Here is a 16,508-nt window from a genome sequence, read left to right as displayed (position 1 = left end):
GGGCGACATGCATGACGCTCGACAGCGAGCCTGACCTTTCGGATTTTTCGCGGATCGACTTTTCCAACGGCGCTGTTGCGGCCGTGTCCGGCGGCAGCGACTCGACCGCCCTTCTCCTCCTCCTCAAAGCCCATCTCGATCGTAACGCCCCGGCAACGAAATTGCTGGCGGTAACGATCGATCATCAATTGCGGCCGCAAGCGGCAGCGGAAGCGCAAGCCGTGGCCAGGCTGTGCGCGGCGCGCGGCATTGCCCATCGCGTCCTCGCCTGGTCGGGGCACAAACCATCGACCGGCCTGCCCGCCGCCGCGCGCGAAGCCCGCTACCGGCTGCTCGCCGAGGCGGCCGAAGCGGCAGGCATCGGCCTGATCCTGACCGGCCACACCGCCGACGACCAGGCCGAGACCGTGCTGATGCGGCAAGCACGTGACGACGGGCCAGGTGAGGAGAGGCCGCGCGACGAAGCGCGGGGCCTTGCCGGCATGGCGCCGGCAACCCTCTACGAGTGGCGGCACTGGATCGTGCGGCCGCTGCTCCGCGTGCGGCGTGCTGAGCTGCGCGAATTGCTGCGACGCGAACAGGTTGCCTGGATCGAAGATCCGACCAATGCCGACACCGCTTTCGAGCGGCCGCGCGTCCGCGCAGCACTTGTTGAAGGCGACGATGCGCCTCGCATGGCTGAAGCTATGGCGCTGGCCAGAAAGGCGGCGGTCGAGCGTGAGCAGCTGGGACATCGCGCGGCCATGCTGATCCGCAGCTTGGCCTCCAGGCCGGCCGCCGGCCTCGTCCGGCTCGATCGGGATTTTGCGACGGCCGCCGACAGCCGGTCGGCCATTTATGCGCTGCGCATCCTGCTGGCGGCGACCGGCGGCACCGCCTTCCTTCCCGACCAGGCCCGCAGCGAAGCCCTTTTCGGCCGGTTCCGCACCGGGCCGCTTTGTGCCACATTGTCGCGGACCGTGGTCGATGCCCGGCGTACCGGCATCTTTCTGCACCGCGAATTGCGCGATCTGCCGCCCGCTGTTGCGGTTTCCGGCAATGCCCTGTGGGACGGCCGCAGACGGATCACATTGGGCGACAGCCCAGGTGCATTGTTGATCGCGCCGCTGTTGATAGCACCGCTCGGGGCGGCTCTTGCCGCAAAGCGGGCAATTGAAGGGCATGGCACGCCGGCAAGCCTTGTGCGTGCCGCCTTGGCCGCCGAGCCGGCGCTCTGGCGGGATGGCGAATGCCTTGGTTTGCTGGGGGAAGGCCCGGGTTTGCCCGGGGAAGGCCCGATGCCGGCGGCTGTCGCCGCATATCCGGCAGTCGCGCCCTTCGCCCGTTTCCTGCCGTCCTTCGATCTGGCGCCGGCCGATGCCGTCGCCGCGTTGCTTGGCGCGGCGCCGGTTCCAGCCGTGCCGTTCGGCGGCCACAATGCCGGCCTACCACGGGCGAAAGCTTAACCGAGACCTGCTGTTATGCTTGGCAATGGGAGACGCTCTCCCTATGTTAGGGCCAAGTTTCCTCTCACGACGCGTGTCCGCCCAGCGGGCGCCAACGGGACAATTGATGAATCCGAATTATCGCAACCTCGCGCTCTGGGCGATCATAGCGGTCCTGCTCATCGCTCTCTTCAATCTTTTCCAGACGCCGCAGACGCGTGGAGCCTCGAGCGATGTTCCCTATTCGCAGTTCCTGCAGGAAGTCGCGGCGGGACGGATCAAGTCGGTGACCATCGCCGGCGCCCGTATCTCCGGCAATTACACGGACAGTTCCAACGGCTTCCAGACCTATTCGCCTGGGGACCCGTCACTGGTTTCGCGGCTGCAGGACAAGAATGTCACCATCAATGCGCGTCCTGAATCCGACGGCTCCAATTCGCTGTTCGGCACCCTGATCTCCTGGCTGCCGATGATCCTCATCCTCGGCGTCTGGATATTCTTCATGCGCCAGATGCAGTCCGGTTCCGGCCGCGCCATGGGCTTCGGCAAGTCGAAGGCCAAGCTTTTGACCGAAGCACATGGCCGCGTCACCTTCCAGGACGTCGCCGGCGTCGACGAAGCCAAGGAAGATCTGGAAGAGATCGTCGAGTTCCTGCGCGACCCGCAGAAATTCCAGCGGCTCGGCGGCAAGATCCCGCGCGGTGTGCTGCTCGTCGGTCCTCCTGGAACCGGCAAGACGCTGCTCGCCCGCTCGGTCGCGGGTGAAGCCAACGTGCCGTTCTTCACCATTTCGGGCTCGGACTTCGTCGAGATGTTCGTCGGCGTCGGCGCAAGCCGCGTTCGCGACATGTTCGACCAGGCCAAGAAGAACGCGCCTTGCATCATCTTCATCGACGAAATCGACGCGGTCGGCCGCCATCGCGGCGCCGGCCTCGGCGGCGGCAATGATGAACGCGAGCAGACGCTGAACCAGTTGCTGGTCGAGATGGATGGCTTCGAATCCAACGAAAGCATCATCCTGATCGCCGCCACCAACCGGCCAGACGTGCTCGATCCGGCGCTGCTGAGGCCGGGCCGCTTCGACCGCCAGGTGGTGGTGCCGAACCCCGACATCGTCGGCCGCGAGAAGATCCTGAAGGTGCATGTGCGCAACGTGCCGCTGGCGCCCAATGTCGACCTCAAGGTGATCGCGCGCGGCACGCCGGGCTTTTCCGGCGCCGATCTGATGAACCTGGTCAACGAGTCCGCCCTGATGGCGGCGCGGCGCAACAAGCGCCTCGTCACCATGGCCGAATTCGAGGACGCCAAGGACAAGATCATGATGGGCGCCGAGCGCCGCTCGTCGGCGATGACACAGGCCGAGAAGGAGCTGACCGCCTATCACGAGGCTGGTCATGCCATCCTGGCGCTCAACGTGCCGTCGGCCGATCCGCTGCACAAGGCGACCATCATTCCGCGCGGCCGGGCACTCGGCATGGTCATGCAGCTGCCGGAAGGCGACCGCTATTCGATGAGCTACAAATACATGATCTCGCGCCTCGCCATCATGATGGGCGGCCGTGTCGCCGAGGAGTTCAAGTTCGGTAAGGAGAACATCACCTCCGGCGCCTCCTCCGATATCGAGCAGGCGACCAAGCTGGCGCGTGCCATGGTGACGCGCTGGGGCTTCTCCGACAAGCTCGGCCATGTCGCCTATGGCGACAACCAGGAGGAGGTGTTCCTCGGCCATTCGGTGGCGCGCACGCAGAACATCTCGGAAGAGACGGCGCAGATCATCGACGCCGAAGTGCGCCGGCTGATCGACGAGGCCTATTCGACGGCAAGGTCCATCCTGACCAAGAAAAAGAAGGAATGGATCGCGCTGGCGCAGGGCCTGCTCGAATACGAGACGCTGTCCGGCGAGGAGATCAAGCAGCTGATCGCCGGCAATAAGCCCGCGCGCGACCTTGGCGACGACACGCCGCCGAGCCGCGGCTCGGCCGTGCCGAAGTCCGGCCGCCGCAAGAAAGGCCCCGAGCCCGAAGGCGGCATGGAACCCCAGCCATCAAGCTAGGCTCCGGCCCAGGACAGATCGACTTCGAAACGCCGCGGCTCTAACCGCGGCGTTTTCTCTTGGGGAATGCGACCCTTCCTGCATCGCTGGAAATTGGCGAAAGTGACGATGACGGCCAATCTCCCGCCTCGTGGGGGAGATGTCCGGCAGGACAGAGAGGAGCGCGAAGGGAATGGGGCCTTCTATCATCCTCGTTGACGATTTCGGGAAGATCGACAAAGCGCGCCGGAGAATGAAGCTCGCATTTTTTGTCGGCGGTGCCACGTTTTGTTCTTGCTTTGTGCCGGCAGCTATGCTACTAATTTAGGTATGGTGCCAATTGGCGCTGACGACCCGCCCGCCGAGGCGGGTTTTTTATTTCAGGCTCCTTTTCGACCGAGCGTCGCGCGTGCTGGCGACCATCGATGTCGGCGGGACAGTCCCCTGGACAGTGCCCCTCTGTCCTGCCGGACATCTCCCCCACGAGGGGCAGATTGGCAGCGGCGCCGCTTGCGCGCGGATGGCGCTCCTCGCAAGTGTTCGGCAGCAACAAAAAAGCCCGCGAACCTTGCGGCTCGCGGGCTCATGTCGTCGGATGGTGGCGCCGGTCAGCTCTTCAGCTTGGCGTTGCAGAGGCTGTAGAAGCCGCCGCCTTTCTGGATCCACCTGAGGCCGCCCAGCGTGTTGGCGTCCTTGTTGGCGTAGTAGAGGTCGAGACAGGTGTGCATGCGGCCCTTGGCCGGGGTCTCGGTTGCATACTTCTTGGAGATCGCCGTCGGGAATTTCACGCCCTGGGGGGCGGTGATGGTCGGCGGTTGCGGATCGCCGGTGTATTTGGCATCGGGAGCCGGCAGGGTGTCGTCGTCGGCTGCGCCGGCGCCGCATTGGCTCTTGCGGAAGTCGTTCCACTTCATGCCGTTCAGCGTGTTGCCGGCCTTGGCAGCCTGATATTTGGCGCTGCAATCCGCCATGCTGACGCCTTTGCCGGTATCGGTCGCGGCGGCTGTTGTCGCCTTGGCAGGTGCCGCGGCGGGTTGTGCGGCTGCACTTGCGCCGGCGGCGCATTCACTCTTGCGGAAGTCGTTCCACTTCATGCCGTTGAGCGTGCCGGCAGCCTTGGCGGCCTGGTATTTGGTGCTGCATTCCTTGGCCGTCAGCCCAGGCGCTGCGTCATCGCTGCTGGCCGCCGCTGCTTTGGTCTTGGCGGCGGGTTGTGCGGCTGCCGTCGCGCCGGCGGCGCACTGGGTCTTGCGGAAATCGTTCCACTTCATGCCGTTGAGCGTGCCGGCAGCCTTGGCGGCCTGGTATTTGGTGCTGCACTCCTTCGCCGTCAGGCCCGGCGCCGCATCGTCGGCGGCGGCTGCCTTGGTCGTGTCGGCAGCCTTGGCCGTGGCTTTGGCTGGCGCAGGTTCGGTTGCAGCGGCGGAAGCATCGGTGCCGCATTGGGCCTTGCGGAACTGGTTCCAGTTCTGCCCGCCAAGCGTTCCCCCGTCCTTGGCCGTGTTATACTTGGTGCTGCACTCGGCCATGGTCAGCGCGCTGGCAGGCGCCGCCAGGAATAAGGTCGCGACGGCAAGACCCGTCAAAGTGGCAAGTCGGTGGATGAGCATGCGTTTTCTCCCTGCGGCGGTTCATGATATGTCCCAGTGCAGCAATAGCGCTCAACGGCTGGTTGCGCCAGATGCTAAGTAGCGTAGAGACAAATTTAGAAGTGCATTCTTTTCTTTAAGGTGATGAATTCGTTGCCGGGACCGTCTCCCCGCCAAGTTCGTCCGGGTGCATTGCACGGAGCGCGCGCCTATGGCTGGTTCCCAGCGAGGACACTGCGTCGAATGACAGCCAGTCAAATCGGCGGCTGCGGCGGACCTGAGCCACCGCTGTCTGGAGCAGCACGATGCGGATTCGGGTTCAAGGCCACACTGCCACAGCCCAAAGGAACCAGATGAGGTTTGAGTTGATGTTTCTGATGCTGCTGCCGCAACAAGGGCTCGGAACTTGAAAATCAACACACTAGCGTGACGTAAAACACACAAAACAACAATTTTCTAAGGATTGGTCGTCCATAATCATACAATGTGATGACGGGGCTTGGGCCATTTTATGGCATGAGATGCTCGGAAAGAACCATCGGGAAGCTGGCGAACATGGCAGGACATTATTTCGGTACGGACGGCATTCGTGGGCGCGCCAACAAGTTTCCAATGACGGCGGAGGTCGCCATGCGGGTCGGCATGGCCGCCGGCCTCTCGTTCCAGCGCGGCAGCCACCGCCACCGCGTCGTGCTCGGCAAGGATACCAGGCTTTCCGGCTACATGATCGAGAACGCCATGGTGTCGGGCCTGTGCGCCGCCGGCATGGATGTCTTCCTGCTCGGCCCGATCCCGACGCCGGCTGTTGCCATGCTGGTGCGCTCGCTGCGCGCCGATATCGGCGTGATGATCTCTGCCTCACACAACCCCTATTACGACAACGGCATCAAGCTGTTCGGTCCCGATGGCTACAAGCTGTCCGATGAGATCGAGGAGCGTATCGAGGGGATGCTCGACAAGGATATCGAACTGGCGCTCGCCGATTCCGATGGGCTCGGCCGCGCCAAACGCGTCGACGGCGTGCATGACCGCTATATCGAATTCGCCAAGCGCACGCTGCCGCGCTCGATGTCGCTGTCGGGCCTGCGCATCGTCGTCGATTGCGCCAATGGCGCCGCCTACAAGGTGGCGCCCGACGCGCTGTGGGAACTCGGCGCCGAGGTCGTTGCCATCAATGTCGAGCCCAACGGCTTCAACATCAACAAGGAATGCGGCTCGACTCATCCGGCCGGTCTGCAAAAGAAGGTGCACGAGGTGCGCGCCGATATCGGCATTGCGCTCGACGGCGATGCCGACCGTGTCGTCATCGTCGACGAGAACGGCGCGATCGTCGATGGCGACCAGATCATGGCGCTGATCGCCGAATCCTGGCAGCAGAGCGGACGGCTGGCCGGCGGCGGCGTCGTCTCGACGGTGATGTCCAATCTCGGCCTCGAACGCTTCCTCGGCGACATGAACCTGCAGTTGCATCGCACCAAGGTCGGTGACCGCTATGTCGTCGAGCACATGCGTGCCCATGGACTCAATGTCGGCGGCGAACAGTCGGGCCACATCGTGCTGTCCGATTTCTCGACCACCGGCGACGGCCTCGTCTCGGCGCTCCAAGTGCTCGCCTGCATCAAGCGGCATAACCGACCGGTCAGCGAACTGTCGAAGAAATTCGAGCCGGTGCCGCAGCTTTTGAAGAATGTGCATATTTCCGGCGGCAAGCCGCTGGAGGAGGCGCCGGTCAAGGCGGCGATCGAAGATGCGCGCAATCGCCTCGGCAAGGCCGGGCGCCTGGTCATCCGGCCATCCGGCACGGAGCCGCTCATCCGCGTCATGGCGGAGGGCGACGACCCGCAGCTTGTCGAGTCCGTGGTCAACGACATCGTCGAGGTCATTTCGGAAACGCGCAGCGCCGCCTGATCTCCCTCCAACATCGGTTCAAAAGCCCGCCTTGCCGGCGGGCTTTTTTATTGGGTCGCGGCCAGCTCCGCCTGCAGCAACGGCCGCCAGATTGCTCCACTTTTAGAGATTCGTGGTTAATCAATACGGTTAAACGCCTTTTAACCTTTCCGATTCATTATCCACAACTGAGGTCAATCACATTTCGGGCGCGTTCGCCGTTCGAGGGTTCTCAGGGGTGATAAGCATGTTCAACACAGCTAGAATGGCTCTTCTGGCCGCGCTGTTTGCCGGCGTCGGACCGGCATTCGCCGCCGATTTCGTCGAGCCGCCCGTCGTCGAGGAGGCACCGCCACCGGTTGCCTATGAGCAGCCGGCCGAATTCGGCGGCTGGTATATCCGCGGCGACATCGACTATCACTGGTCGAAGTTTCGTGGTGGCGACTACATCACCTACGGTGTGGCACCCCAGAATCCCGGCAAGTTCGATACAGGCAAGCTGGATGGCGCCTTCTCGGCCGGCGGCGGTGTTGGTTACCAGATCGACGAGCATTTCCGCACCGATCTCACCCTGGACTGGATGAGCAAGTCCAAATTCCGCGGCTCGACCAACGGCTTCTGCGGCCCACAGCAAACGCCTTGCACGTCCGTCGATACCTCGTCCTATTCGGCGCTGCTGCTCTTGGCCAACGCCTATGTCGATATCGGCACCTGGCATGGGATCACGCCTTACGTCGGCGCCGGCATCGGCGGTGCCTGGGTCAAGTGGGATGAACTGCACAACGTGGACAGCGACGGTTCATTTGATCATGCCGGTGGCAAGGGCTGGCGGTTTGCCTATGCTGCCATGGCGGGCGCATCCTACTGCCTGACTGACCGCGTCAAACTAGATGTCGGCTACCGCTTCAGCCACATCAACGGCGGTAAGATGTTCGACTATGCCTCCCTCCCCAATGTCGGCCCCGGCTATGACAAAGGTATCAACGTTCACGAAGTGCGCGGCGGCCTGCGCTACCAGTTCGGCAGGTCGGACTGTGCGCCGCCGGAGCCTTACGTCCCGGAACCCGAGCCCGTCTACACGAAGTAGTCGCTTCGAAATCGAGGAATTCGTCGACCGCCCGGCTGATGCCGGGCGGTTTCGTTTGGCTGCCTAAAGATGCTGCGTTGCCTGTAACACCGTCCGGCTCGAGGAGCGAAAACGGATCAAATCAATTGCTAACGCCTTGTTATCCTTAACCCGCACTTAACCACTATGGTTAACAATGCTGTCTGAAACGGCGCGCGCGATCGCGAATGCGCCAAGTTCGGGAGCCGAGGACCATGACATTCAAATCGCCTATAGCACTGGCGCTTGCAGCAGTCGTCCTGGTGCCGCTGACGCCGGCGCTTGGCGCCGATTACGAACCGCCGGTCTATGTCGACCAGGCGCCCGACTATGTACCGGTCGAGGTTGGCTCGGGATGGTATCTGCGCGGCGATGTCTCCTATCTGGTGCAGAAGAGCTTCAAGGATGAGCATTTCGCCTTCACACCCGCGAGCTTCGACGAAAAGGAAGATCCCATCTTCGCCAGCATCGGCTTCGGCTACCATTTCAACGACTATCTGCGCGCCGATCTCAATGTCGGCTATCTTCCCGGCAACAAGATCGACGTCGGCTATAACGACGGAACGACCGTGGCATCGGCGACCCTGAAGAACTATGCCTTCTCAGGCATACTCAACGGCTATGTCGACCTTGGCACCTATGTCGGAATCACACCTTATCTCGGCGCCGGTGTCGGTGTCGTGCAGAGCAAGCGTCGCCTGTCGGCGAGCTACTTCACCGACAACGCCGACCCCACCGACGATTTCGTCCGGCGTGACAACAAGACCCAGTACTCCTTCGCCTACACGCTGAATGCCGGGCTTGCGTACCAAGTGTCCAAGAACGTCTCGGTCGATCTGGGCTATCAGTATTTTTCCGCGCCAGACGCCGAATATGTGACTGCCGAGAGTCTGACTTCTTTTCCGATCCGCAAAGGGATCAACAATCATCAAGTCAAAGTCGGACTACGCTACGATCTTTGGTAGGCTCGATCGAAGCCGAGGCGTTGACAATGGCGGGTCGCAGGCCCGCCGTTTGCGTTTCGCCCCCGGCAATATCCTGACAGCGACAAAAACTTTCCCCTTGACGCCGAAAGTCTGAACGCATATCGCCATCCGTGGGCCACCCCTCCCCAACGAGGGGCCACTATCTGGAAGGATAGACCACGATGACCACGCATGCGAAGCCCGGATTCCGTCCGGCAAATCCCAATTTTTCCTCAGGTCCCTGTGCAAAACGCCCCGGCTGGTCGGTCGAGGCGCTCAAAAATGCCGCGCTCGGGCGCTCGCACCGCGCCAAGATCGGCAAGACCAAGCTCGAACAAGCGATCGAGCTGACCCGGGAAATCCTCCAGGTTCCGGCGGATTACCGCATCGGCATCGTGCCGGCCTCGGATACCGGCGCGGTCGAAATGGCGCTGTGGTCGCTGCTCGGCGAACGCGGCGTCGACATGGTCGCCTGGGAGAGCTTCGGCTCCGGCTGGGTCACCGATGTGGTCAAGCAGCTGAGGCTCGCCGATGTTCGCAGGTTAGAGGCTGACTACGGCGCACTGCCGGACCTGACCAAAATCGACTTCGACCGCGACGTGGTCTTCACCTGGAACGGCACGACGTCGGGTGTGCGCGTGCCGAACGGCGATTTCATCCCGGCCACCCGCAAGGGCCTGACCATCTGCGACGCGACTTCGGCGGCCTTTGCGCAACAGCTCGATTTCAGGAAGCTCGACGTCGTCACCTTCTCCTGGCAGAAGGTGCTGGGCGGTGAGGGCGCGCACGGCATGCTGATCCTCAGCCCGCGCGCCGTCGAACGCCTGGAAAACTACAAGCCGGCCTGGCCGTTGCCGAAAATCTTCCGCCTCACCTCGGGCGGCAAGCTGATCGAAGGCATCTTCAAGGGCGAGACTATCAACACGCCGTCGATGCTGTGCGTCGAGGACTATCTCGACGCGCTGCGTTGGGCGAAGTCGATCGGCGGCCTCGACGCGCTGGTCACCAGAGCGGATGCCAATGCCGCCGTTCTCGATCGCTTTGTCCGGAAATCTTCCTGGCTCGGCCATCTTGCCGTAGACCCGGCGACGCGTTCGAACACGTCGGTCTGCCTTTCCTTCACCGACCGGCAAGTCGCTGCACTCGACGCCGATGGACAGGCTGCGTTCGCCAAGGCAATTGTCTCGGCGCTCGACAAGGAAGGCGTCGCCTACGACATTGGTGCCTACCGCGATGCACCGCCCGGCCTGCGCATCTGGTGCGGCGCGACAGTCGAGACCTCCGATCTCGAAGCGTTGCTGCCCTGGCTCGACTGGGCCTTTGCCGCGCAAAAGGCGTCGCTCAAAGCGGCGGCCTGACTCCCTCCCCCTCGAGGGGAGGGTGGCCCGAAGGGCCGGGTGGGGTCGCCTCCACCCGTTCAACGATCCGCCATCCAGAAAGAAAAAGATTTGGCCGCATCCGGCCGCAACGACCCCACCCCGGCGCTTCGCGCCGACCCTCCCCTCAAGGGGGAGGGACGCCAATCGCAAAGGACCAAGCCAATGCCCCGCGTTCTCGTCTCAGACAAACTTTCCACCACCGCCGTGCAGATTTTCAGGGATCGCGGCATCGAGGTCGACTATTTGCCGGATCTCGGCAAGGACAAGGAAAAACTGCTCGAAGTGATCGGCCAGTATGATGGGCTGGCCATCCGCTCGGCGACAAAGGTCACGGAGAAGCTGATCAATGCTGCGACCAGGCTGAAGGTCGTGGGCCGCGCCGGCATCGGCGTCGACAATGTCGACATACCGGCGGCGAGCCGCAAGGGCATCATCGTGATGAACACGCCCTTCGGCAATTCGATCACCACCGCCGAGCATGCCGTCGCCATGATCTTCGCGCTGGCCCGCCAGATACCGGAGGCCAACGCCTCGACGCATGCCGGCAAATGGGAAAAGAACCGCTTCATGGGTGTCGAGATCACCGGCAAGACGCTGGGCATCATCGGCTGCGGCAATATCGGTTCGATCGTCGCTACGCGCGGCGTCGGCCTGAAGATGCATGTCATCGCCTTCGATCCATTCCTGTCGGACAGCCGCGCCGAGGAGCTCGGCGTCGAAAAGGTCGAGCTCGACGAGCTGTTCGCCCGCGCCGACTTCATCACGCTGCATACGCCGCTTACCGACAAGACGCGCAACATCATCGACGCCGCGGCGATCGCCAAGATGAAGACCGGCGTGCGTATCATCAACTGCGCCCGTGGCGGGCTGATCGTCGAGGCCGACCTGATCGCGGCGCTGAAGAGCGGCAAGGTGGCCGGCGCCGGCATCGACGTGTTCGAGGTCGAACCGGCGGAGAGCAACGCACTGTTCGGCATGGAGAACGTGGTGGCAACGCCGCATCTGGGGGCCTCGACGATGGAGGCGCAGGAGAATGTCGCGCTGCAGGTCGCCGAGCAGATGTCGGACTATCTGATCAAGGGCGCCGTTTCCAATGCCATCAACATGCCATCGATCACCGCCGAGGAAGCGCCGCGGCTGAAACCTTTCGTCAAGCTCGCTGAAGTGCTCGGCGCCTTTGTTGGCCAGGTCACCGAGGATCCGATCAAGGAGGTCGAGATCCTGTTCGACGGCTCGACCGCGACGATGAACACGCGGGCGCTGATCAGCGCCACTCTTGCCGGGCTGATCCGGCCGCAGGTCTCCGACGTCAACATGGTGTCGGCGCCGATCATGGTGAAGGAGCGCGGCATCATCGTCGCCGAGGTCAAGCGCGACAAGTCGGGCGTGTTCGACGGCTATATCAAGCTGACGGTCAAGACCGAGCACAGGACGCGCTCGATCGCCGGCACGTGTTTTTCGGACGGCAAGCCGCGCTTCATCCAGATCAAGGGCATCAATCTCGACGCCGAGGTTGGCCAGCACATGCTCTACACGACCAATGCCGACGCGCCCGGCATCATCGGTCTGCTCGGCACGGTGTGCGGCGAGAACGGCGTCAACATCGCCAATTTCCAGCTCGGCCGCAACCGGCCGGGCGGTGATGCCATCGCATTGCTCTATCTCGATGCGCCATTCCCGGAAAACGTGTTGGCGCAGGTGCGCTCGCACAAGTCGATCGACTCTGCCAAGCGGCTGCATTTCGATGTTGGGATAGCCTGAAATTCGGTCGCCCCGTGTACAGCAGCACGGGGCGGTGGAACGTCGCGGCAAGCGACTTCATTCAGCAGCGGATGCCGCCATCTTCCGTCCGCTGTATTCCGCGAGGCTGATGCCACCGAGCACCAGCGCGAGAGCCAGCGCCTGATAGAGCTGGAATGTCTCGCCGACAATCTGCACCGATAGCAGCGTACCGAAGATCGGCACCAGATTGATGAACAGGCCGGCGCGGTTGGCGCCGATCAGCTCGTTGCCCCTGATGTAGAAGATCTGCGAGATGACCGAAGCACCGATGGCGGTATAGAACGCGACCGCCCAGCCGCGGGCATCGGGGACGATGACTTTGCCGGCGGCAATCTCCCACAGGAAGAAAGGCAGCGATGTGACGAGTGCGGCAACCGACAGCGCCAGCATCAGGCTCTGCCAGCGGATTATCGGCTTCAGCCGCAACCCCACCGAATAGAAGGAGTAGCAAAGCACGGCGACCAGCATGATCGCGTCGCCAAAGTTGAGATCCAGCTTGAGAAGCTGGCGCAGGTCGCCATGGCTCGCCGTCACCGCGACGCCAGTGATGGTCAGCACGACGCCAGCGATCTGCACCCGGTTCACCCGCAGGCGAAACAGCACGAAATTGGCGATGATGATCACGATCGGTATCGCCGCCTGCTCGATCGAGACGTTGATCGCCGTCGTGTAGTTGAGCGCCGTGTAGAAGATCGTGTTGAAGAAGGCGAAGCCGCAAGCGCCGAGCCCGCCAAGCAGCAACCAATGCCTGCGCACCACCGGCCAGTCTTGGCGTAGCGTTCCCCAGCCGATCGGCAGCAGAATCAGAACCGCCAGCAGCCAACGCAGGAAGACCAGCGTCATCGGCGAGATATGACCGACCGCCAGCTTTCCCGCCACGGAGTTGCCGCCCCACAGCAAGGTGGTGAACAGCAGGAACAGATAGGCGGCTCGATGCATCGTGAGCTCCCGGCCAGGCAGAGGGAATTTGACGGTCGGTGTGGGCCTATTGCGACCGCCAGCCCAAGTAAATGATGTCAAAGGCGAAAATTGTTGTGCCTCGGAGCGTTTTGGGCGGCAAAGAGTGGTCGCGCTCGCCGGGTCTTGACGCTATAGAACGACGTGCGTGCAATTGGACGCTACAAAGTACGCGTCGGAAGGCTTTAATCCTCGCGTCGTGCTTTCCGAAAATCGATTCCGATTTTGGGGGCCGATGCGATAGAGGCCTGTCGTTTCGAACTGTTTCAAGCTGCTCGTGCGGCGTCTCAAGGGAAAAGAAATATGGCCAATGTGGTGGTCGTCGGCTCGCAATGGGGCGATGAGGGCAAAGGCAAGATCGTAGACTGGCTGTCGGAGCGCGCCGATGTTGTCGTGCGCTTCCAGGGCGGCCACAATGCCGGCCATACGCTGGTCGTCGACGGCAAGGTCTACAAGCTGTCGCTGCTGCCGTCCGGCGTGGTGCGGCAAGGCAAGCTGTCCATCATCGGCAATGGCGTCGTCTTCGATCCGCACGCTTTCGTCGCGGAGGTTGCGAAATTGAAGGCGCAGGGCGTCGAGGTGACGCCAGACCGCCTGAAAATAGCCGAAAACACCGCGCTTATCCTGTCCTTGCACCGGGAGCTGGACGGATTTCGCGAGGACGCCGCTTCCAATTCCGGAACGAAGATCGGCACGACCCGTCGCGGCATCGGTCCCGCCTATGAAGACAAGGTGGGCCGGCGCGCGGTCAGGGTGATGGATTTGGCGGATTTGGAAACGCTGCCCTTGAAGGTCGACAGGCTGCTGACGCACCACAATGCGCTGCGGCGCGGGCTCGGCCATGCCGAGGTCACGCACGAGGCGATCATGAGCGAGCTGATCTCGGTGGCCGACGAGATCCTGCCCTATATGGACCGCGTCTGGAAAATCCTCGACGACAAGCGCCGCGCCGGCGAGCGCATCCTGTTCGAGGGCGCGCAAGGGACGTTGCTTGACATCGACCACGGCACCTATCCGTTCGTCACCTCGTCCAATACGGTTGCCGGCCAGGCCGCCGCCGGGTCGGGTGTCGGGCCGGGCGCCATCGGCTATGTGCTCGGCATCACCAAGGCCTATACGACGCGCGTCGGCGAAGGCCCGTTTCCAACCGAACAGAAGAACGAGATCGGCGAGTTCCTGGGCACGCGCGGCCATGAATTCGGCGTCGTCACCGGCCGCAAGCGGCGCTGCGGCTGGTTCGATGCCGTGCTGGTCCGCCAGGCCGTCGCCGTCAACGGCATCAAGGGCATTGCGCTGACCAAGCTCGATGTGCTCGATGGGCTGGACGAGATCAAGGTCTGTACCGGCTACCGACTCGACGGCGAGGCGATCGATTACCTGCCGGCCAGCCAGGGTGCGCAGGCCCGCGTCGAACCGGTCTACGAGACGCTGGAGGGGTGGAAAGGCACCACTGCCGGCGCGCGCAGCTGGAACGACCTGCCGGCCCAGGCGGTGAAGTACGTCCGCTACATCGAGGAGCTGATCGGCGCGCCGGTCGCACTCCTTTCCACCAGCCCTGAGCGGGACGACACGATACTTGTGACCGATCCGTTTCAAGACTAGTTTCTCAGCCTTTCCGGGCATTGCGGCTGATTTGCGGGGGCCGGCCCAGAAACAAATGCAGGTCGACTGACGTATGGTAGATTTTGTTCCTATTCTGAAAAAGGCGCTCGATAAACTCGGTGAGCCGTCGGCGGAAGTGCGCGCCAGGGTCTATGACAGGGCCCGTTCGTCAATCGCGAAACAACTCGCAGAGAAGGCCACGATGACGCCTTCCGATGTCGACCGGCAGATGCGTGCACTGGAAGACGCCATCGCCAAAGTCGAGCGGGACTATGCCAAGCCTGCGCCGCCACCCGACCCGCTGGCGGAACTGGAGGACATCTTCTCCTCCATCGACCGCAACAAGAACCAGTCCAGCCATATCCGACAGCCGGCAAAGACGGAGCCGGCATGGCAGCCGGGCAAGACCGAGCCGGCAAAGACGGAGCCAGCAAAGACTGGGCCGGCCTGGCAGCCCACGGCCGCCAAGGCGGCGCCGAACTGGCAAAAGCCGCAGCCCGTCGCTCTTTCTCAGGGGCGCGCTGGTCCGCCGCCGTCCGATATGGATATTCCGACGGCTGACGGCCAAGACGGCGTTTTTCCGGGCGACGACTTTTCCAACGACGGCGGCCCCGCGGAGGACAGGTTCCAGCGGCTCTATCCTGCGGAGCGCAGGCGCAGCTATGGCGGTGTTATCGCCGCCGCCATTGCCTTGCTCGTCATTGCCGGTGGTGGCTATGGCATCTGGCTGAACAAGGATGCGTTCGGCAGCATGCTCGGCCTCGACTCGACCACAGCCGTCGCCACCGAACCGCTGGTAAAACCAGCCCCGGCCAAGCCGGTGGCCGATGCGGCCGTACCGGCCGCCGCGCCTCCGACGGATGCCGGCGAGGGCGCGAAGTTCACGCAGCGCCTGACGCCCGAGGGCCACGAAGTCGATCCCGGCCCCGCGGCCGGGCAGGCGGGCATCGGCGAAGGCGAATCCGTCGCCGCACTGACCACGCCGCCATCGGCCGCACAAGCGCCGACCACCCCGGCACCGACCACCCCGGCACCGGCCACGCCGGCTCCGGCCGGACCCGCCGACACGCAAGCCACGGCCAATGCTCCAGCAGTCGATGGGTCCGCTGCACCAACTCCCGCAACGCCGCCCGCCAACGGGGCAGCAGCGCCTGCAGCGGCCGCCCCGCCGCCAGCACCGGCAGCGGCACCAACGGCAGTTCCGCCGCAAGCCACGTTGGCCGTCGGCCAGAAGGCGATCTTCTACGAGGAGCGCACCAGCACCGCTCAAGGCTCGGCCGAGCCCGGCAATATCGTCTGGTCGCTGGTGCAGGAATCGCCCGGCGGCGACCTGCCGCCCGAGCCGGCGATCCGCGCCGAGGCGACCATTCCAGGCAAGGATATCCAGTTGCGCATGACGATCCGTCGCAACACTGACCAGACGCTGCCGGCCAGCCATATTATCGAGATGATCTTCCTGACGCCTGACGGCTTCGAGGGCGGCGGCGTCGACAACATCCTGCGTGTCGCCATGAAGGGCTCCGAGCAGGATGCCGGAAGCCCGCTGATCGGCATCCCGGCCAAGATCGCCGACGGTTTCTTCCTGGTTGCGCTCAACGATACCAAGGCGGATGAAGACGCCAATCTGACCTTACTCAGAGGTCAGGACTGGATCGACGTGCCGGTCGTCTACAAGACCGGGCGGCGGGCGCTGCTCACCATGGAAAAGGGCATTCCAGGCGAGAAGGTGTTCGACGAGGCGCTTAAGGCCTGGCAGACTAAGACGGCGGGGTGAAGACGGTCCGCC

At 63.3% G+C, this 16,508-nt stretch carries 11 protein-coding genes; 9 read left to right on the top strand and 2 right to left on the bottom strand.

Going from position 1 to position 16,508, the window contains the following annotated elements; all coding sequences use genetic code 11:
- Positions 1 to 11 precede the first annotated feature (11 nt).
- Positions 12 to 1,445 (top strand): tRNA lysidine(34) synthetase TilS, encoded by a 1,434-nt coding sequence (gene tilS / locus NKH33_RS06235; protein WP_352918484.1) that lies wholly within the window; start codon positions 12 to 14, stop codon positions 1,443 to 1,445.
- Positions 1,446 to 1,551: 106 nt separating this feature from the next.
- Positions 1,552 to 3,477, top strand: a complete 1,926-nt coding sequence (gene ftsH, locus NKH33_RS06230) for an ATP-dependent zinc metalloprotease FtsH (protein ID WP_023677989.1) — start codon at positions 1,552 to 1,554, stop codon at positions 3,475 to 3,477.
- Between the two features lie 587 nt (positions 3,478 to 4,064).
- Here the strand turns inward: ftsH and NKH33_RS06225 are convergent.
- Complete coding sequence (locus NKH33_RS06225) at positions 4,065 to 4,727, bottom strand: hypothetical protein (RefSeq protein WP_502893708.1); 663 nt, start codon at positions 4,725 to 4,727, stop codon at positions 4,065 to 4,067.
- Between the two features lie 873 nt (positions 4,728 to 5,600).
- Here NKH33_RS06225 and glmM point away from each other — a divergent pair.
- The 5 genes from glmM to serA all read left to right on the top strand — a co-directional run bounded on the left by glmM (position 5,601) and on the right by serA (position 12,142).
- Complete coding sequence (gene glmM, locus NKH33_RS06220) at positions 5,601 to 6,953, top strand: phosphoglucosamine mutase (protein ID WP_352471193.1); 1,353 nt, start codon at positions 5,601 to 5,603, stop codon at positions 6,951 to 6,953.
- Between the two features lie 226 nt (positions 6,954 to 7,179).
- Positions 7,180 to 8,019: an outer membrane protein gene (locus NKH33_RS06215; protein ID WP_352613400.1), complete on the top strand. Its 840-nt coding sequence runs from the start codon at positions 7,180 to 7,182 to the stop codon at positions 8,017 to 8,019.
- A gap of 233 nt (positions 8,020 to 8,252) precedes the next feature.
- Positions 8,253 to 9,002 carry an outer membrane protein gene (locus NKH33_RS06210; protein ID WP_352613401.1) on the top strand — a complete coding sequence of 250 codons (750 nt, stop codon included), beginning with the start codon at positions 8,253 to 8,255 and terminating at the stop codon, positions 9,000 to 9,002.
- A 182-nt stretch (positions 9,003 to 9,184) separates the two neighbouring features.
- Positions 9,185 to 10,360: a phosphoserine transaminase gene (locus NKH33_RS06205; RefSeq protein WP_352918480.1), complete on the top strand. Its 1,176-nt coding sequence runs from the start codon at positions 9,185 to 9,187 to the stop codon at positions 10,358 to 10,360.
- A gap of 183 nt (positions 10,361 to 10,543) precedes the next feature.
- A complete protein-coding gene (serA, locus tag NKH33_RS06200) occupies positions 10,544 to 12,142 on the top strand; it encodes a phosphoglycerate dehydrogenase (protein WP_352918478.1) in 1,599 nt (532 codons plus the stop codon).
- A 57-nt stretch (positions 12,143 to 12,199) separates the two neighbouring features.
- Here serA and NKH33_RS06195 read toward each other — a convergent pair whose 3' ends face one another.
- Complete coding sequence (locus NKH33_RS06195) at positions 12,200 to 13,102, bottom strand: DMT family transporter (protein ID WP_352918476.1); 903 nt, start codon at positions 13,100 to 13,102, stop codon at positions 12,200 to 12,202.
- Positions 13,103 to 13,423: 321 nt separating this feature from the next.
- Here NKH33_RS06195 and NKH33_RS06190 point away from each other — a divergent pair, with 321 nt between their 5' ends.
- Together NKH33_RS06190 and NKH33_RS06185 are read left to right on the top strand one after the other, a co-directional pair.
- Entirely contained in the window at positions 13,424 to 14,722 is a 1,299-nt protein-coding gene (locus NKH33_RS06190) for an adenylosuccinate synthase (protein WP_023680654.1), read from the top strand.
- Between the two features lie 73 nt (positions 14,723 to 14,795).
- Positions 14,796 to 16,496, top strand: a complete 1,701-nt coding sequence (locus NKH33_RS06185) for a hypothetical protein (RefSeq protein ID WP_352918474.1) — start codon at positions 14,796 to 14,798, stop codon at positions 16,494 to 16,496.
- Positions 16,497 to 16,508 lie beyond the last annotated feature (12 nt).

Origin of the sequence: Mesorhizobium sp. M1182 (assembly GCF_040318335.1) — a bacterium.
GTDB lineage: Bacteria > Pseudomonadota > Alphaproteobacteria > Rhizobiales > Rhizobiaceae > Mesorhizobium.
This window is presented reverse-complemented; position numbering and strand designations above follow the sequence as displayed.

What these genes read in the sequence shown, in the direction of transcription:
- NKH33_RS06190 (WP_023680654.1), top strand. Translation starts at nt 13,424, where the DNA reads ATGGCCAATGTGGTGGTCGTCGGCTCGCAATGGGGCGATGAGGGCAAA.
- NKH33_RS06195 (WP_352918476.1), bottom strand. Translation starts at nt 13,102, where the DNA reads ATGCATCGAGCCGCCTATCTGTTCCTGCTGTTCACCACCTTGCTGTGG.
- ftsH (WP_023677989.1), top strand. Translation starts at nt 1,552, where the DNA reads ATGAATCCGAATTATCGCAACCTCGCGCTCTGGGCGATCATAGCGGTC.
- NKH33_RS06205 (WP_352918480.1), top strand. Translation starts at nt 9,185, where the DNA reads ATGACCACGCATGCGAAGCCCGGATTCCGTCCGGCAAATCCCAATTTT.
- serA (WP_352918478.1), top strand. Translation starts at nt 10,544, where the DNA reads ATGCCCCGCGTTCTCGTCTCAGACAAACTTTCCACCACCGCCGTGCAG.
- glmM (WP_352471193.1), top strand. Translation starts at nt 5,601, where the DNA reads ATGGCAGGACATTATTTCGGTACGGACGGCATTCGTGGGCGCGCCAAC.
- tilS (WP_352918484.1), top strand. Translation starts at nt 12, where the DNA reads ATGACGCTCGACAGCGAGCCTGACCTTTCGGATTTTTCGCGGATCGAC.
- NKH33_RS06215 (WP_352613400.1), top strand. Translation starts at nt 7,180, where the DNA reads ATGTTCAACACAGCTAGAATGGCTCTTCTGGCCGCGCTGTTTGCCGGC.
- NKH33_RS06210 (WP_352613401.1), top strand. Translation starts at nt 8,253, where the DNA reads ATGACATTCAAATCGCCTATAGCACTGGCGCTTGCAGCAGTCGTCCTG.
- NKH33_RS06225 (WP_502893708.1), bottom strand. Translation starts at nt 4,727, where the DNA reads ATGAAGTGGAACGATTTCCGCAAGACCCAGTGCGCCGCCGGCGCGACG.
- NKH33_RS06185 (WP_352918474.1), top strand. Translation starts at nt 14,796, where the DNA reads ATGGTAGATTTTGTTCCTATTCTGAAAAAGGCGCTCGATAAACTCGGT.